This is a genomic window from Phenylobacterium sp. (genome assembly GCF_019636135.1).
Taxonomy (GTDB): domain Bacteria; phylum Pseudomonadota; class Alphaproteobacteria; order Caulobacterales; family Caulobacteraceae; genus Phenylobacterium.
Genome location: NZ_JAHBYD010000017.1, coordinates 99,564 through 114,104, shown reverse-complemented (window position 1 = coordinate 114,104; position 14,541 = coordinate 99,564). Strand labels below are relative to the sequence as shown.

The window sequence follows — 14,541 nt, the reverse complement described above, 5'->3', positions numbered from 1 at the left end:
CGCGCTGGTGAAGAAATTGCGCGTCAGGTCGTATTCCTGGTCGAACAGGTTCCGGACGAAGACCGTCGCAGACCAGGGGCCGGCGGACGGCGAGAAGGTCAGGCTCGCATTGGCGAGCCAGTAGGACGGAACGTCGTATTTGACGCCCAGCCAGGACGGATATTCATCCCGATAGCTGTAGTTGACCTCGGCGGTCAGGGCGAAACCGCCGGCCATCCAGTCATAAGAGGCCGACCCGCCATAGCTGATCGCCGGGAAGGGAATCTCCTGCCCCGATTTGTCGGCATAGACCGCCATCCCCGCATTCCGCGACGCCGGCACGTCCAGGTCGAAGAAGTCGGTGTATTCGCCATGTTTGTAGCTCAGCGACTGGGCGATCCGCAGGCCGTCCATCGGCCGCCACACGCCTTCCAGTTCAGCGCCGTAGATTTCCGACGACGGCACATTGGCGAACCGGCCCACCGGCCCGTTGACCCCATATACGGCGGACAGCACCTGCTGGTCCGTATAGTCGTAGAAATAGGCCGCGCCGTTGATCTGCAGGCTCGGGCTGGGGTCCGACTTGAACCCGACCTCATAGGCGATCAGGATTTCGGGCCGGAACGGCGCGATCCCGCTGGCGTCCCCGGTGTTGTAGGTGGTGAAGCCGCCCGATTTGGCGCCCCGGCTGACCGAGCCGTAGATCAGCAGATTGTCGCTCGGCGTATATTCCAGCGCGACCTTGCCGGTCAGGGGCGTCATCTTCGTCGAGACGGAGGTGGGCGGCAGGGCGGTGGCCCCGCCGAAGGCGGTGCCGAACCCGTCCAGATCGCGGGTCTCCTCTTCGTAGCGCAGCCCGCCGATCAGCTTGAAGGCGTCGCTGAAGCGGAATTCCGCCTGGCCGAACACACTGAACGACTCCACCTGCTGGGCATAGGCGACCTGCCCGTAGGTGCCGTAGATGTCGATGAAGTCGGACGAATAGCGCTCGTCCAGCTCCTGTTTCGAATAATAGACGCCCGCCACCCAGTTCAGCGGCCCGTCGTTATAGGAGGCCAGGCGCACCTCCTGCGACACGACGCTGACGTCGCTGCCGAAGAAGGTGTCGGCCTCGACCGAGGCGGTGGCGTCCCAGTCCCCGAACTCGCTGCGATCCAGCGTCTCATAGCTGGTGATGCTGGTCAGGCTCATCGAGCCCAGGTCGATGTTGGCGTTCAGGGAGGCGCCCCATGAACTGTTGTCGCGCCCGGGCTTGGCGTCGATGTCGCGGCCCATCTCGGCGGCGAAGCGCGGCGACACCCCCCATCCGGTCGCCCGGTGGTCGCTGTCGGCCGGGATCAGCACGCTGCCCGGACCGCCCAGGCGGGTGACCAGGGGATTGAGAAGATAAAGGCCCTCGTTCTCGGACTTGTCGATCCCGCCATGCACATCCAGCAGGAAGGAGACGGTTTCGGACGCCTGCCAGTCGATCAGGGCCCGGACGCCCGTGCGGTCGGCGTCGCCCAGGGAGGCCCCGGTGTCGCGGTTATACTGGAAGGCCCCGCCCTGCTGGGTCGACAGGGCGATGCGCCCCTTCACGCTGTCGCTGAGCGGGCCCGACACGAAGCCTTCCACCCGCAGGGCGTCGAAGCTTGCGTATTCCGCCATGATCCCGGCGGACGGCGTATCGGTCGGCCGGCGGGTCACGAAGCTGATCGCCCCGCCCGTGGTGTTGCGCCCATACAGGGTGCCCTGGGGCCCGCGCAGGACCTCGACCCGGTCGATGTCGAAGATCAGCCCCTGGGTCATGACCGGGACCGGATAGGCCACCTCGTTGACATAGACGCCGACGGTCGGGGCGTTGTTCGAGGCGTAGTCCTGGAAGCCGACGCCCCTCAGCCTGAACTGCGCCGCGCCGCCGCCGAACGCCGGTTCGATCTCCAGGTTGGGCGTGGCGGTCTGCAGCTGGTTGATGTTGGTGACGCCGCGATCGGCCAGGTCGTCCCCGGAAAGGACGCTCAGGGCGATGCCCACGTCCTGGGCGGCCTGCTCGCGCCGCTGGGCCGTGACGATGACTTCATCGATCACCGTGGCGGTCTGCCCCGTCTGGCTGGCCGGCGACGTCTGGGCCGCGGCGGCGCCGGCCAGAACCGATGCAAGGACCCCGAATGACGCACTCAAGTAGAACTGCCTCATCGTCTCCCCCTCCGGCCCTCAGGCCGTTTGTTGGATAACCGTGGACACGCACTCGAAAATTCGTTCGATCTCGGAGGGGCTGACCACCAGGGGCGGCGACAGGGCGATGGTGTCGCCGGTCACCCGGATCAGCACGCCTTCATCGAAACAGCGTTGAAACACCTCGGTCGCCCGCGCGCCGGGCTGGCCCGGCCGGCTTTCCAGTTCGATGGCGGCGACCAGGCCCAGGTTGCGGATGTCGATGACGTGGGCGGCGTTCCCGAGGCCGTGAGCGGCCTCTTCCCAGACACCGGACAGGGACCGAGCCCGGTCGAACAGCTGCTCGCCCTCGTAGATGTCCAGCGCGGCCAGGCCCGCGGCGGCCGCCAGCGGGTGACCGGAATAGGTGTAGCCGTGGAAGAATTCGATGCCGCTGCCGGCCTCGACCACCGTGTCATAGATGTCCGACCGGACCGCGACCGCGCCCATCGGCACCGACCCGTTGGTCAGCCCCTTGGCGCAGACGATCATGTCCGGCGTCACCCCGAACAGTTCCGAAGCCGTCGCCGCCCCCAGCCTGCCGAAAGCGGTGATGACCTCGTCGAAGATCAGCAGGATGCCCTCGCGGGCCGTGATCTCGCGCAATCTTTCCAGATAACCGACCGGCGGCACCAGGACCCCCGTCGATCCCGCCAGGGGCTCTACGATGACGGCGGCGATGGTCTCGGCGCCCCGTTCCGCGATCAGGTCCTCCAGCTCGTCCGCCAGATGCCCGCCCCAGGTTGGCTGGCCTCGCGAGAAGGCTGCATGTTCCAGGCTGTGGGTGTGCGACAGGTGATCGACGCCCGGCAGCAGGGAGAACCCGCGCCGATTGTTCTCCAGCCCGCCGACCGAGATGCCGCCGAAGCCGACGCCGTGATAGCCGCGCTGGCGACCGACGAACCGCACCCGGTCCGTCTTGCCCTGGGCCCGATGATAGGCCTGGGCGATCTTCAGCGACGTATCGACGGCCTCGGATCCGGAGCCGGCGAAGAAGACCTTGTTCAGGTCGTCGGGAAACAGCTTGCCCAGCCGGTCGGCCAGTTCGAACGCCTTGGGATGGCCGACCTGGAAGGTCGGCGCATAGTCCAGTCGGGCCGCCTGCTGGCTGATCGCGTCGATGATGGCGCGGCGGCCATGGCCGGCATTGACGCACCACAGGCCCGCGGCGCCGTCCAGCACCGGCCGGCCTTCGGGGGTGAAGTAGTACATCCCCTCGGCCGACTCCAGAAGGCGAGGCGTCCGCTTGAAGTCGCGGTTGGCCGTGAAGGGCATCCAGAACGACGCTAGATCACTGGTTTCACGTGTGAGCATTTGCCGACTTCATATTCAATAAAGGATTAGTCCGTTGGTCCGGGGCGAGGAACAAGCCTGTTTCTTGCCTCGCTGATCGCACTGAAAAGGTTCGCTTTTGTCGCCATATCGCTCAAGATTCTGATCAGGTGCATCAGCCGCTCGATCGGCCTGGGACATGGTCTTCTCCGGCCTCAGAAGGTTGGCGGGGTGCAGGCGCTGATGATCACGCAGGGGGCGTCCCCGATATTGCGGAACCGGTGAGGAAGATGGCTGGAGAACAGATAGCCGTCGCCCGGCTTCAGCACCCTGACCTGGTCGCCCACCGTGACCTCCAGCCGCCCCTCCACGACCAGACCGCCCTCCTCGCCCTCGTGCGACAGCGGAACCCGCCCGCTGTCGGCGCCCGGCTGATAGGTCTCGTGCAGGATCTGGAGGCTCGAAGCCTGACCGCACCCCAGCTGGCGATAGGAGACGTCGCCCTGCGAGATTTCGGTGAACTCCTCCTTGCGGAAGAAGACCTGCTGGGGCTGTTCGAAATCCTGGCTGAAGAACTCCCCCAGCGACAGGCCCGCGGCGTCCAGCAGCCGTTTCAGGGAGCCGACAGACGGGCTGGTCCGTCCGCTTTCGACCAGGGATACGGTGCTGGACGGCACGCCGGCCTTCTTGGCCAGGGCCCTCTGGCTGAGACCCAGTTTGGTGCGCAGCAGCCTCAGCTTGGGACCGACGATGTTGTCCATGGCGTCGCTCCCTTCCGGTCCGTCACCGCTGGCCGTGCAGCAGGGAATAGGCCGCCCGGGCCATGACCTTGGCGGCCGACACCATGTCGTCGATGCCGACCCATTCGTCGGGCTGGTGCGCCAGGTCCAGCACGCCGGGCCCATAGGCGATGCAGTCCTTCAGCTTGCCGATGCGGTCGATGTGCTTCTGGTCATAGGTGCCGGGCGAACAGACGAATTTGGCCTTTCGTCCCAGAACCTGCTCGACGGCCCTGGCGGCGGCCCTGGCCACCGGTCCGTCGCGATCCGCCATGCTGGGCGCGACCTGGAACAGATCGCGGATGCCGTATCGGAACTCGGGCCGCGTCGCCGCCAGTTCGTCCAGCAGGCCGACAACCTCCCCCTTCACATCCTCCAGCGTCTCCTCGATCAGGAACCGGCGGTCGATGATCATCCGCGAGGAATCGGCGACGCAGGGCGCCGGAAGGCCCTCGAAATCCTCGCTCTGCCCGCCATGGATGGAGTTGATGTTCATCGTCGACTGGCGGGCGCCCTCCGGCACCACCGGCATGTCCGAGTGGCGGCTCTCCAGCGCCGGATACAGCCGCTCCTCGAACGTCTGCATCACGGCGTTCATGTGCCGGATCGCGGAATCCCCCAGGAAGGGCATGGAGCCGTGGGCGATGCGCCCCTTGGTCTCGATCTCCGCCCACCAGACGCCCCGGTGGCCGATGCAGACCCGGTCCACGTTCAGGGGCTCGGGAATGATGACGTGATCGACGCGCGGCTTCGAGAACCAGCCGCGCTCGGCCAGATAGGCCACCCCGCCATAGCCGCCCGATTCCTCGTCCGCCGTGCCCGAAATCTCCAGGGCGCCGGGCAGATCGACCCCGGAATCGATCAGCGCCTCCACCGCGATGATCGAGGACGCCAGCCCCCCCTTCATGTCGCAGGCGCCTCGGCCATAGACGCGGCCGTCCCTGATCACGCCCTCGAACGGATCGACCGTCCATCCCTCGCCGGCCTCGACCACGTCGATATGGCTGTTGAAATGGACGCAGGGGCCGGGCCGCGACCCCTCTCGACGGGCCACGATATTGATGCGGGGATAGGCGTCGGTATCGCCCGGCGCGCCGACCGCGCGGATGTATTCAACCTCGAACCCGCGCCGGCGCAGACGGTCGCCGACATATTCGGCGCAGGGGCGATAGGCGTCGCCCGGCGGATTGACGGTGGGAAAGCGGATCAGGTCCCGGGTCAGCTGCGCCACATCGTCGGCGCGGCCGTCGATCATCGTCATCACGGCGTCCAGGGGATCGGTCATCGGCGCGCCTTCGTTTCAACCGGGGATGAGGGATTTTCCAGCTGCCGCAGCACCGCGTCGGTCAGGGCGGCGCTCGACACGGACGGGCCGCCGACGGCGATGTCCGGGGTGCGGACCCCCTGGGCCAGCACGGCCCTGACCGCCTGCTGCAGCCGGTCCGCCGCCTCGGGACGGTCCATCGAATGGCGCAGGCACAGGCCGAAGGACAGAAGCGTCGCGATGGGATTGGCCACGCCCCGCCCGGCGATATCCGGCGCGGACCCGTGGATCGGCTCATAAAGCGCGCGCCGTCGGCCGTTGGCCATCGGCGCCGACAGCGAGGCGGACGGCAGCAGGCCCAGCGATCCGCTCAGGGCGGCCGCCGCGTCCGACAGGATGTCGCCGAACAGGTTGTCCGTGACGATCACGTCGAACTGCTTGGGCCGGCTCACCAGCTGCATGGCGCAGTTGTCGGCGAACATGTGGCTCAGGGCCACGTCCGGGTATTGCGCTCCGACCTCCGTCGCCACCGCCCGCCACAGGGCCCCCGTCTCCATCACATTGGCCTTGTCGACGGAACAGACCCGGCCGGATCGGGTCCGGGCGGTCGTGAAGGCGACATGGCAGATCCGGGCGATCTCGGCCTCGGTGTAGGCCTGGGTGTCATAGGCCCGCCGGGCGCCGTCCGGCCCGGTCTCGATCCCTCGGGGAAGGCCGAAATAGACGCCGGCCGTCGCTTCGCGGATGATCAGTATGTCCAGATCCGCGATCAGGTGGGGCTTCAGCGCCGACGCCCCCGCCAGTTCGCTGTAGCAGACCGCCGGCCGGAGGTTGGCGAACAGGTCCAGCGTCTGGCGCAGCCGCAGGATTCCCGCCTCGGGCCGCGCGGGTCGCTCAAGATGGTCCCAGCGCGGGCCGCCCACGGCGCCGAACAGCACCGCATCCGCCGCCAGGGCCTGCTCCACCACCGCGTCGGTGATCGGCGCGCCATGGGCCTCGATCGAGGCGCCGCCCACCAGCCCCTCGGTGATCTCCAGATCAAAGCCCAGGTCGTCCGAGAACCAGCGCGCCAGACGAACCGCCTCCCCGATGATCTCGGGGCCGATCCCGTCTCCCGGCAGGACCAGGAGCCGCAGCCTGTCTGGCCTAGATGCAGCGGCCACCGTCCACCTCCAGGGCGACGCCGGTGATCATCGAGGCGTCATCGGAACAGAGGAAGGCCGCCGCGGCGCCCATGTCGGCCGGCGTCGAGAACCGGCCTAGCGGGATGGAGGCCAGGAATTTCGCCCGCACCTCGGGCGTGTCGGCGCCCATGAAGGTCTTCAGCAGCGGGGTCTCCCCGGCCACCGGGTTCAGGGCGTTCACCCGCACCCCCGACGGCGCCAGTTCGATGGCCATGGCCCGGGTGGCGGTGATGACCCAGCCCTTGGACGCATTGTACCAAGTCAGGTTCGGGCGTGGGCTGACGCCGCCGGTGGAGGCGATGTTCAGGATGGCGCCCCCGCCGGCCGCCTTCATCAGGGGCACCACCTCGCGGGCGGTCAGATAGATGGATCGGGCGTTGACGGCGAAGACGCGCTCGAACTCCTCCGGCGGCAGGTCTTCCATGGGCTGGGGCTGGTGGCCCACCCCGGCGTTGTTCACCAGGATCTCGATGCGGCCCAGGGCGGCCGTTTGTCGAACCAGGGCGCTGACCTGATCCGCGTCGGAGACATCGACCCCGACGCCCAGGGCCTGGCCTCCAAGGTCCGCCGCCAGGGCCGCGGCCGCGGCCTCGTTGCGGTCGGCGACGACCACCCGCGCGCCCTCGGCGGCGAAGCGACGGGCGATGCCCTCGCCAAAACCGGACGCGCCCCCCGTGACGATAGCGATCCTGCCGTCCAGTCTCATCTCGGCTCCTAACCGTGATAGGCCGCGACGGTCTTCAGGGTCGAGAACCCATAGAGCGCCTCGAACCCCTTTTCCCGTCCATGGCCGGACTTGCCCACGCCGCCGAACGGCAGTTCGACGCCGCCCGCGGCGCCATAGTTGTTGAGGAAGACCTGACCGGCTCTGAGGCGCCGGGCCAGCCGCATCTGCCGGCCGCCATCCGCCGTCCAGACGCCCGCCACCAGCCCATATTCGGTGCCGTTGGCCAGGGCGACCGCCTCGTCCTCCGTCTCGAACGGGGTCACCACCACGGCCGGGCCGAATATCTCTTCCTGGGCCAGCCGGTGATCCGCCGGGACATCCGCGAACAGGGTCGGCCGGACGTAATGGCCGCCGGCGGGCGCATCCTCGACGATCCGGCCCTCGGCCGCGACCAGGCCATCGGCCCGCCCCAGTTCGAGATACCCCTCGACCATGGCCTTCTGCCGCGCCGAAATCAGCGGCCCGACATCCAGGTCGGCCATGGCCGGCCCGACGCGCAGGGCCTGGTATCGGTCCTTCAAGGCGGACAGAAGCTGGCGGTAGACGCCCGTCTGCACCAGGATTCTCGACCCGGCGGAACAGGTCTGGCCCGCGTTCTGGATTCCGGCGTTGACCAGGAACGGCTGGGCCTTTTCCAGGTCCGCGTCATCGAACACGATCTGCGGCGACTTGCCCCCCAGCTCCAGGGTGACGGGCACGGCATTGGCGGCGGCGGCCCGCTGGATCATGGCGCCGACCCCGGTCGATCCGGTGAAGGAGACGTGCCCCACCCCGGCGTGCCCCGCCAGCGCGGCCCCGGCCACGGACCCCAGGCCCGTGACGACGTTCAGCGCCCCGGCCGGAAGTCCCGCCTCCATGGCGATCCGCGCAAAGGCCAGTGCGGTCAGCGACGCCTGCTCCGCCGGCTTCAGCACCGCCGCATTGCCCATGGCCAGCGCCGCCCCGACCGAGCGTCCGATGATCTGCATCGGATAGTTCCACGGGATGATGTGGCCGGTGACCCCGTGCGGCTCCCACAGGGTGTAGACCGTATAGCCGGCCTTGAAGGGGATGGTTTCGCCATGAACCTTGTCGGCGGCGCCGCCGTAGAATTCCAGATAGCGCGCCAGGGCGATCACATCGGCCCGCGCCTGGCTCAGCGGCTTGCCGACGTCCCGCGCCTCCAGCACCGCCAGGTCGTCGATATGGGCCAGCACCGCCTGGCCGATGTTCGCCAGAATTCGGCCCCGGTCGGCCGCCGCCAGCGCGCCCCAGTCGGAATCGAGCGCCGCCCTGGCGGCCTCCACCGCCCCATCGACATCCGCAGCGGTCGCGGCGGCGATGTCCGCGATCACCTCGCCGGTCGAGGGGTCCTCGACCGGGATCGCCTCGGCGGCGTCGGCCCTGCGCCAGCGACCACCGATCAAAAGCGTGTTTGACTTCATGGACTCTAACATCGGCGCCAGTGGGCTATATGGCGCCATCGACAACAACCCCTTTTCTAGAGTTGCTTAAGTCTCTGGATTTACGCACTTCGTTGCGTTAGATTTTCCCGATCCGCAACATCCGCAACAACGGACGCACCCTCATGACGGTCGATGTCGGCAGCCGGCTGCGCTTCGTTCGGGAACGGCAGGGGATGTCCCAGCGCGAGCTTTCCAAGCGCGCGGGCGTGACCAATTCCACCATCTCCCTGATCGAGGCGGGGCGGATGAACCCGTCGATCGGCGCCCTGAAGCGCATTCTGGACGGCATTCCCGTCGGCCTGTCCGAATTCTTCGCCATCGTCCCAGAGGCCTCGTCCCGCTTCTTCTACACGGCGGACGAACTGACAGAGATCGGCAAGGGCCTGATCTCCTATCGCCAGGTCGGCGAACGGGTGTTCGGCAAGACCCTCCAGATCCTCAGCGAAACCTACCAGCCGGGCGCCGACACCGGCCGGGTCCCCCTGATGCACGAAGGCCAGGAAGGCGCGGTCGTCATTAGCGGACGGCTGGAGGTCACGGTCGAAGGGCGGGTCCGCATCCTGGGGCCCGGCGACGCCTATTATTTCGAAAGCCACAAGCCGCACCGCTTCCGCTGCGTCGGCCAGGAACCCTGCCGCGTGATCAGCGCCTGCACCCCACCCAGCTTCTAGCGGCGCGCGCCCCTCACTCCACTCGATTCTTCATTAGACCAGAAGGCGCTGATTTATCAGCGCCTTTTCTCTCATCCGCGCACCAGACCGCGCGAGCTACCGTCACTTGGACAGCGCTTTTGAATTCATTGGTGAAATTCGACGTAATAAAATTCTAGTGATGTCGCCATCAATCGGCAGGCAACTCTGCTTCAAGACCAACCAGCACCGCTATGACAAGCGAATAGGCAGTTGGACTATACCGTATCATCAAACCGACAACAGACGCCACTGAAGCCGGTTGATACCGTCAGTCTCGCTTGGTCGAGTTGCTCAAAGACTCCGACGCCTGCTCCGGAATTGTCACCTCAACACGAAGACCGCCTCCTGGTGAGCGCAAGAACTGCACCTGTCCCCCATGGGCCTTCACAGTGGCGAGGACGATAGAGAGGCCCAGACCGCTCCCTCCGGTAGGGGCATTCGACGCGCGGAAAAAGCGCCGTCCCAAACGATGCAGATCCGAGAAGGCCACGCCCGGTCCGTCGTCCTCGACGATCAAGCGTCCGGAAGTCGGGTCGTAGCTGATCAGGATTGAAGACTCTGCGTGTGCCTGTGCGTTGGCGAGAAGATTGGCGGCCGCTGCCCCGAAGCGATCTGGATCCACGTTGAGCAGAGCGTCACCATCGACAAACGAGACCCGACCATCGCCTTCCGCTCCTGCAAACAGCGCTCGGAGCGTCACCCAGCGGCGATCCTCGTCGCTAACCGGCATCTCGTCCTCGCGCGCCAGGGCGAGAAGCCCCGTGACGAGGCGGGCGGTGCGATCGACGGAAGTCTGCATCTGCTCCAGCGCGCGGCTTCGAACGGCAGGATCCGAAGACGACGCCGCAATCTGCGCCTGGACACGCAGCCCTGCCAGAGGCGTACGCAACTCGTGCGCGGCGGCGGCCGTGAACTCGGCCTCGCGACGCCGCGCTGCGCCAAGGCGTGACATCAGGTCGTTCAGCGCCAGGGCGAAGGGACGGAGTTCGCGGGCGTCCGGCGATACGTCCAACGCCGTCAGATCTTCCGCATCCCGTACCGCAAGGCTGCGGGTCATTTGTCGAATAGGGGCCAGCCCCCGCCCGACCGACCACCAGATCAGCACGCCCAGCGCCAGCAGACCGAGGACCGCCGGACCGATCAAGGCGGTGACGACATTGCCGACCAGGTGTTCGCGAACGGCCAGATTGTCCCCGACCATAACCCGGAAACCGGCGTCACGATCATGCACAGTATAGACGCGCCAGCGCTCGCCCCGGATCGTACGTTCAGAAAATCCGTCGTCGCCTCCTTCCGACAATCGCTCCGCAGGCGCGCTTTGGGAACGGCCGATCAGATCGCCTTCAAGCGACCAGATCTGGCAGGAGAGCTGACGGTCGTAGACATCGGCGGCCCCGGTGTCTGGAGCTTGGATCGCCGGGCGCACGCTGCCGGCCTGCACCAAGGACGACACCATGCGGGCCGACTCCATCAGGCGCCGGTCCAGCACTCGTTGCACTTCGGCCCGGGTCTGGATTTCGACCCAGACGACCGCGCCGCCCCAGACCAGGGCGGTCACGAGCGCCAGAGTTACGAATAGACGCAGGCGAATGGAGCTCATTGCAGGGTGTATCCTACGCCGCGCACGGTGCGGATGAAGCCGGCTCCCAACTTGGCCCGCAAATAGTGGATGTGCACTTCCACGGCGTTGGAGCCGATCTCCTCCTGCCAGCCGTACAGGCGTTCTTCCAGCTGACTGCGCGAGAGGACCTGTGCCGGCCGTTCCATCAGCGCCTCCAGGATGGCGAACTCACGTCTCGAAAGGGGCAGGTCCCCCTCTTCGCGCCAGGCCAGACGCGACTTGGGATCGAGGGTCACCCCGCCGTGACGCAAGGCGGGGGTCGAACGTCCGAGCAGGCGACGCCGCACCGCGCGCAATCGCGCGGCCAGCTCGTCGAGATCGAACGGTTTGCCGACATAATCGTCCGCGCCGGCGTCCAGACCCACAATGCGGTCCCGACTGTCATCGCGCGCCGACAAGACCACCACGCCGACATCCATGTCGCGCTCTCGAACGAAACGCAGCACCGAAAGGCCGTCGCCGTCAGGAAGACCCAGGTCCAGCACGACCGCATCGAACGCCGAGCTTTCCAGCGCCGCGAGGGCGTCCTCGACCCGCCCGACGACCTCGACCGTCCAGCCACAGGCGCTGAGCCCAACCTGGAGGCCGTCGGCGAGAACGGGATCGTCTTCTATGGCGAGCAATCTCATGCGGCGTGACGTGGAAGTTCCGGCTTAAGCCTGACTTAAGCTCGCTTGCCGACGAGATGGCCATGAGGTTTTTCCGCCGACTGCTGCCCGCCGCTCTCGCAATCCTGTCCTTCGCCCTGCCGGGTTCGGCTCTGGGTCAGGCTCCGCTTTCGCCCGACAAGGCCTTCGCCCTGACGGTGACGCGCGAGGCCGACGGCGACCTGGCCTTCGCCTGGAACATTGCGCCTGGCCATTATCTCTATCGTGACCACACCGTCGCCAGCACGCCGGGCGGGAAGGAGTCTCTGCCGCTGGAACTGGCCGGCGGCGAAACCAAGGACGATCCGGGCTTCGGCGTCGTCGACGTCTGGCATGACGCGGGCCGCGCGACCTTGTCAGCGCAGACGTTGACGCAGGCGGGCGAGCCGACGTCGGTCAACATCACCTATCAGGGCTGCCTCGAAGACTCGATCTGCTACCCGCCGATGACGCGCACAATCGACGTGCCGACCCGGCCGCAGGCTGACGTGACCGCGCGGGAGGCCGATGCGCAGACCGCACAGGCCGCGGCCATGCTGGCGATCCAGGCGCCGGGCGCTACACCCGCGCCCGAGAACGACGAGGGAGGAGCGGCGCCTTCGCCGGTCGCGTCATCGCCGGCGGTCACTCTGGACGCCAACCCGGGCTTCGTCGATCGCCTGGCGCTGCAGGGCGGGGCGACCTGGGTCCTGCTCGCCTTCTTCGGCTTTGGCGTGCTGCTGGCCTTCACGCCCTGCGTCTTTCCCATGTATCCGATCCTGGCCGGCGTCATCGGACGCGGCGTGGACGGGCGCGGTACGCGCCGAGGCCTGATGCTCTCGGTCGCCTATGTGCTGGGCCTTTCCATCGCCTTCGCCCTCCTGGGCGTCGCGGCCGCCTGGTCCGGACAGAACCTGCAGATGGCGCTCCAGTCGGTTTGGGCCGTGGGCGCTCTGGCTGTCGTCTTCGTCATCCTCGCCGCCTCCATGTTCGGCGGCTTCGAGCTGCAACTGCCCTCGGCCTGGACCAGCCGCCTCTCCCGCGACGGCGGCGAGGGCCGGCGGTCCCTTCCCTCAGCCGCAGGTCTGGGCTTCGTCTCCGCCCTTATCGTGGGCCCTTGCGTGACCGCGCCCCTGGCGGGCGCCCTGCTCTATATCGCCCAGACCGGCGACGTTGGGCTGGGCGCGGCGGCCCTGTTCTTCCTGGGCCTGGGCAAGGGGGTGCCCTTGATCGTGTTCGGCACGGTCGGCGCGCGCTTCCTGCCCAAGGCCGGGCCGTGGATGGACCGGGTGAAAATGCTGTTCAGCTTCATCTTCCTGGGCATGGCCTGGTGGCTGGCCGGCCGCATCCTGCCGCCGACGGCGACGCTGGCTTTCGGCGCGGCGCTGGCGCTCGGTCTGGCGGCCGCGCTCGGCCTGTTCCAGCCGCTCAGCCCGAACCTGAGAAACGGCGTCGCCCGTGTCGCCGGCCTGGCGGCCGCGACCTGGGGCCTGTTGCTGCTCGTCGGACTCAGTCTCGGGGCGGACGACCCTTGGCGTCCGCTTGAGCCCCTGGCGCGTCCCGCCGGAGTTGCAGCCGCCGCGCCGGTCGAAACCGCAGCGGTCGTGCTGGATCAGACGGCGCTGGACCGCGCCGTCGCCGATGCCGGCGCGCGCGAACGTCCCGCCCTGGTCTATTTCACCGCCGACTGGTGCGTCAGCTGCAGGGTGATCGAGCGGACCGTGTTCGAGGACCCCGCCGTCATCGCCGGCCTTTCGAACACCGACCTCATCAAGGTCGACGTCACGCGCAGCACGCCCGAGGCCCGCGCGCTTCTTGAGCGGCACGGGGTGGTCGGGCCGCCGACGATGATCTTCCTGTCGCCCTCGGCGACCGAGGCGCCGGGCAGCCGACTGATCGGAGAGATGTCGGCCCAAGACGTCGCCTCCGCCCTGCATATCGCCGGAGCCGCCGCATGAACGCCATCACCCTGGGCCCGCTCGTCCTGTCGGGAGAGCGGTTCGCCATAATCGCCGGCGTGTTCGTCTTCATGATCGGCGCCGGACTGCTGGCCAGCCGGGTCAGCCCGCGCTTCAACCTGTGGAGCACGGTCCTGGTCTTCGGCGGTCTGGCCGCCGCCCGCCTCGGTCACGTGGCGACGCACTGGGAGTATTTCGGGGCCGACCCGTGGCGAGCGCTCGCGATCTGGCAGGGCGGGTTCAGCTGGATCTGGGTCGCGCCGGTCGTGATCCTGACCACGACCCTGCTGCTGCGCACGACGCGCGAACGCGCCTGGGCCATTGCGCCTGTGCTGGCCAGCGCCCTGGTTTGGACCACCGCCCATCAGTTGGCCTCGGCGACGCAGCCCATGGCGCCGCCCGCCCTGACGCTGGCCGCGATGGACGCCCCGCCCATCAATCTATCCGCTCCGGGCGACCGGCCCACGGTCATCAATCTCTGGGCCACCTGGTGCCCGCCCTGCCGGCGCGAGATGCCGGCTTTGGCCCAGGCCGAAAAAGCCCATCCGAATGTGCGCTTCCTCTTCGTCAACCAAGGCGAGGGCGAAGCCGGCGTTCGCGCCTTTCTGCAGAGCCAGGGGCTGGCCCTCGACCATGTCCTGTTCGACGAGGCCATGGCGGTGCCGCGCCACTACGGCACGGCCGGCATTCCGGTGACCCTGTTCCTCCACGCCGACGGCCGTCTGGCCAAGGCCCACATGGGGGAAATCGCCCCCGAACAGATCGCGACCGAAATCGCGCGTCTGCACTGATCTCTCGCCT

The 14,541-nt window shown here is 67.7% G+C and carries 12 protein-coding genes; 3 read left to right on the top strand and 9 right to left on the bottom strand.

Translation table 11 applies throughout. The features are described 5' to 3' along the window. The 7 genes from KF737_RS13505 to KF737_RS13475 form a co-directional block, all read right to left on the bottom strand. On the bottom strand, nucleotides 1–2,154 hold a 2,154-nt coding region (locus KF737_RS13505), incomplete at its 3' end, for a TonB-dependent receptor (protein WP_296455485.1). 18 nt (nucleotides 2,155–2,172) lie between these two features. Next, entirely contained in the window at nucleotides 2,173–3,486 is a 1,314-nt protein-coding gene (locus KF737_RS13500) for an aspartate aminotransferase family protein (RefSeq protein WP_296455482.1), read from the bottom strand. A 173-nt stretch (nucleotides 3,487–3,659) separates the two neighbouring features. Further along, the gene (locus KF737_RS13495) at nucleotides 3,660–4,205 is read right to left on the bottom strand and encodes a cupin domain-containing protein (RefSeq protein ID WP_296455479.1); all 546 of its coding nucleotides are present in this window, start codon (nucleotides 4,203–4,205) and stop codon (nucleotides 3,660–3,662) included. A gap of 22 nt (nucleotides 4,206–4,227) precedes the next feature. Further along, on the bottom strand, nucleotides 4,228–5,508 hold the full coding sequence (locus KF737_RS13490; RefSeq protein WP_296455476.1) for an acetylornithine deacetylase/succinyl-diaminopimelate desuccinylase family protein: 1,281 nt from the start codon (nucleotides 5,506–5,508) through the stop codon (nucleotides 4,228–4,230). Beyond that, on the bottom strand, nucleotides 5,505–6,623 hold the full coding sequence (gene leuB / locus KF737_RS13485; RefSeq protein ID WP_367273230.1) for a 3-isopropylmalate dehydrogenase: 1,119 nt from the start codon (nucleotides 6,621–6,623) through the stop codon (nucleotides 5,505–5,507). Before leuB ends, KF737_RS13490 begins: the two co-directional genes overlap by 4 nt. A gap of 10 nt (nucleotides 6,624–6,633) precedes the next feature. Then, nucleotides 6,634–7,377, bottom strand: a complete 744-nt coding sequence (locus tag KF737_RS13480) for a glucose 1-dehydrogenase (protein WP_296455470.1) — start codon at nucleotides 7,375–7,377, stop codon at nucleotides 6,634–6,636. 8 nt (nucleotides 7,378–7,385) lie between these two features. Further along, nucleotides 7,386–8,822 (bottom strand): aldehyde dehydrogenase family protein, encoded by a 1,437-nt coding sequence (locus KF737_RS13475; protein ID WP_296455467.1) that lies wholly within the window; start codon nucleotides 8,820–8,822, stop codon nucleotides 7,386–7,388. A gap of 143 nt (nucleotides 8,823–8,965) precedes the next feature. On the opposite strand from KF737_RS13475, the gene KF737_RS13470 reads away from it, so the two are divergent. Beyond that, a complete protein-coding gene (locus KF737_RS13470; protein ID WP_296455464.1) occupies nucleotides 8,966–9,514 on the top strand; it encodes a cupin domain-containing protein in 549 nt (182 codons plus the stop codon). 289 nt (nucleotides 9,515–9,803) lie between these two features. On the opposite strand, the gene KF737_RS13465 is transcribed toward KF737_RS13470, so the two are convergent. Further along, nucleotides 9,804–11,135 (bottom strand): ATP-binding protein, encoded by a 1,332-nt coding sequence (locus tag KF737_RS13465; protein WP_137721920.1) that lies wholly within the window; start codon nucleotides 11,133–11,135, stop codon nucleotides 9,804–9,806. After that, nucleotides 11,132–11,785, bottom strand: coding sequence for a response regulator transcription factor (locus KF737_RS13460; protein WP_137721921.1), 654 nt, complete (start codon nucleotides 11,783–11,785; stop codon nucleotides 11,132–11,134). Before KF737_RS13460 ends, KF737_RS13465 begins: the two co-directional genes overlap by 4 nt. A 5-nt stretch (nucleotides 11,786–11,790) precedes the next feature. Between KF737_RS13460 and dsbD the strand changes: the two genes are divergently transcribed. Further along, nucleotides 11,791–13,740 (top strand): protein-disulfide reductase DsbD, encoded by a 1,950-nt coding sequence (gene dsbD / locus KF737_RS13455; protein WP_296455456.1) that lies wholly within the window; start codon nucleotides 11,791–11,793, stop codon nucleotides 13,738–13,740. Further along, nucleotides 13,737–14,531 (top strand): TlpA disulfide reductase family protein, encoded by a 795-nt coding sequence (locus KF737_RS13450; protein WP_137721923.1) that lies wholly within the window; start codon nucleotides 13,737–13,739, stop codon nucleotides 14,529–14,531. The genes dsbD and KF737_RS13450 overlap by 4 nt, the downstream gene beginning before the upstream one ends. Nucleotides 14,532–14,541: the final 10 nt, after the last annotated feature.

What these genes read in the sequence shown, in the direction of transcription:
- KF737_RS13460 (WP_137721921.1), bottom strand. Translation starts at nt 11,785, where the DNA reads ATGAGATTGCTCGCCATAGAAGACGATCCCGTTCTCGCCGACGGCCTC.
- KF737_RS13490 (WP_296455476.1), bottom strand. Translation starts at nt 5,508, where the DNA reads ATGACCGATCCCCTGGACGCCGTGATGACGATGATCGACGGCCGCGCC.
- KF737_RS13495 (WP_296455479.1), bottom strand. Translation starts at nt 4,205, where the DNA reads ATGGACAACATCGTCGGTCCCAAGCTGAGGCTGCTGCGCACCAAACTG.
- KF737_RS13500 (WP_296455482.1), bottom strand. Translation starts at nt 3,486, where the DNA reads ATGCTCACACGTGAAACCAGTGATCTAGCGTCGTTCTGGATGCCCTTC.
- KF737_RS13450 (WP_137721923.1), top strand. Translation starts at nt 13,737, where the DNA reads ATGAACGCCATCACCCTGGGCCCGCTCGTCCTGTCGGGAGAGCGGTTC.
- KF737_RS13470 (WP_296455464.1), top strand. Translation starts at nt 8,966, where the DNA reads ATGACGGTCGATGTCGGCAGCCGGCTGCGCTTCGTTCGGGAACGGCAG.
- KF737_RS13475 (WP_296455467.1), bottom strand. Translation starts at nt 8,822, where the DNA reads ATGAAGTCAAACACGCTTTTGATCGGTGGTCGCTGGCGCAGGGCCGAC.
- KF737_RS13480 (WP_296455470.1), bottom strand. Translation starts at nt 7,377, where the DNA reads ATGAGACTGGACGGCAGGATCGCTATCGTCACGGGGGGCGCGTCCGGT.
- KF737_RS13465 (WP_137721920.1), bottom strand. Translation starts at nt 11,135, where the DNA reads ATGAGCTCCATTCGCCTGCGTCTATTCGTAACTCTGGCGCTCGTGACC.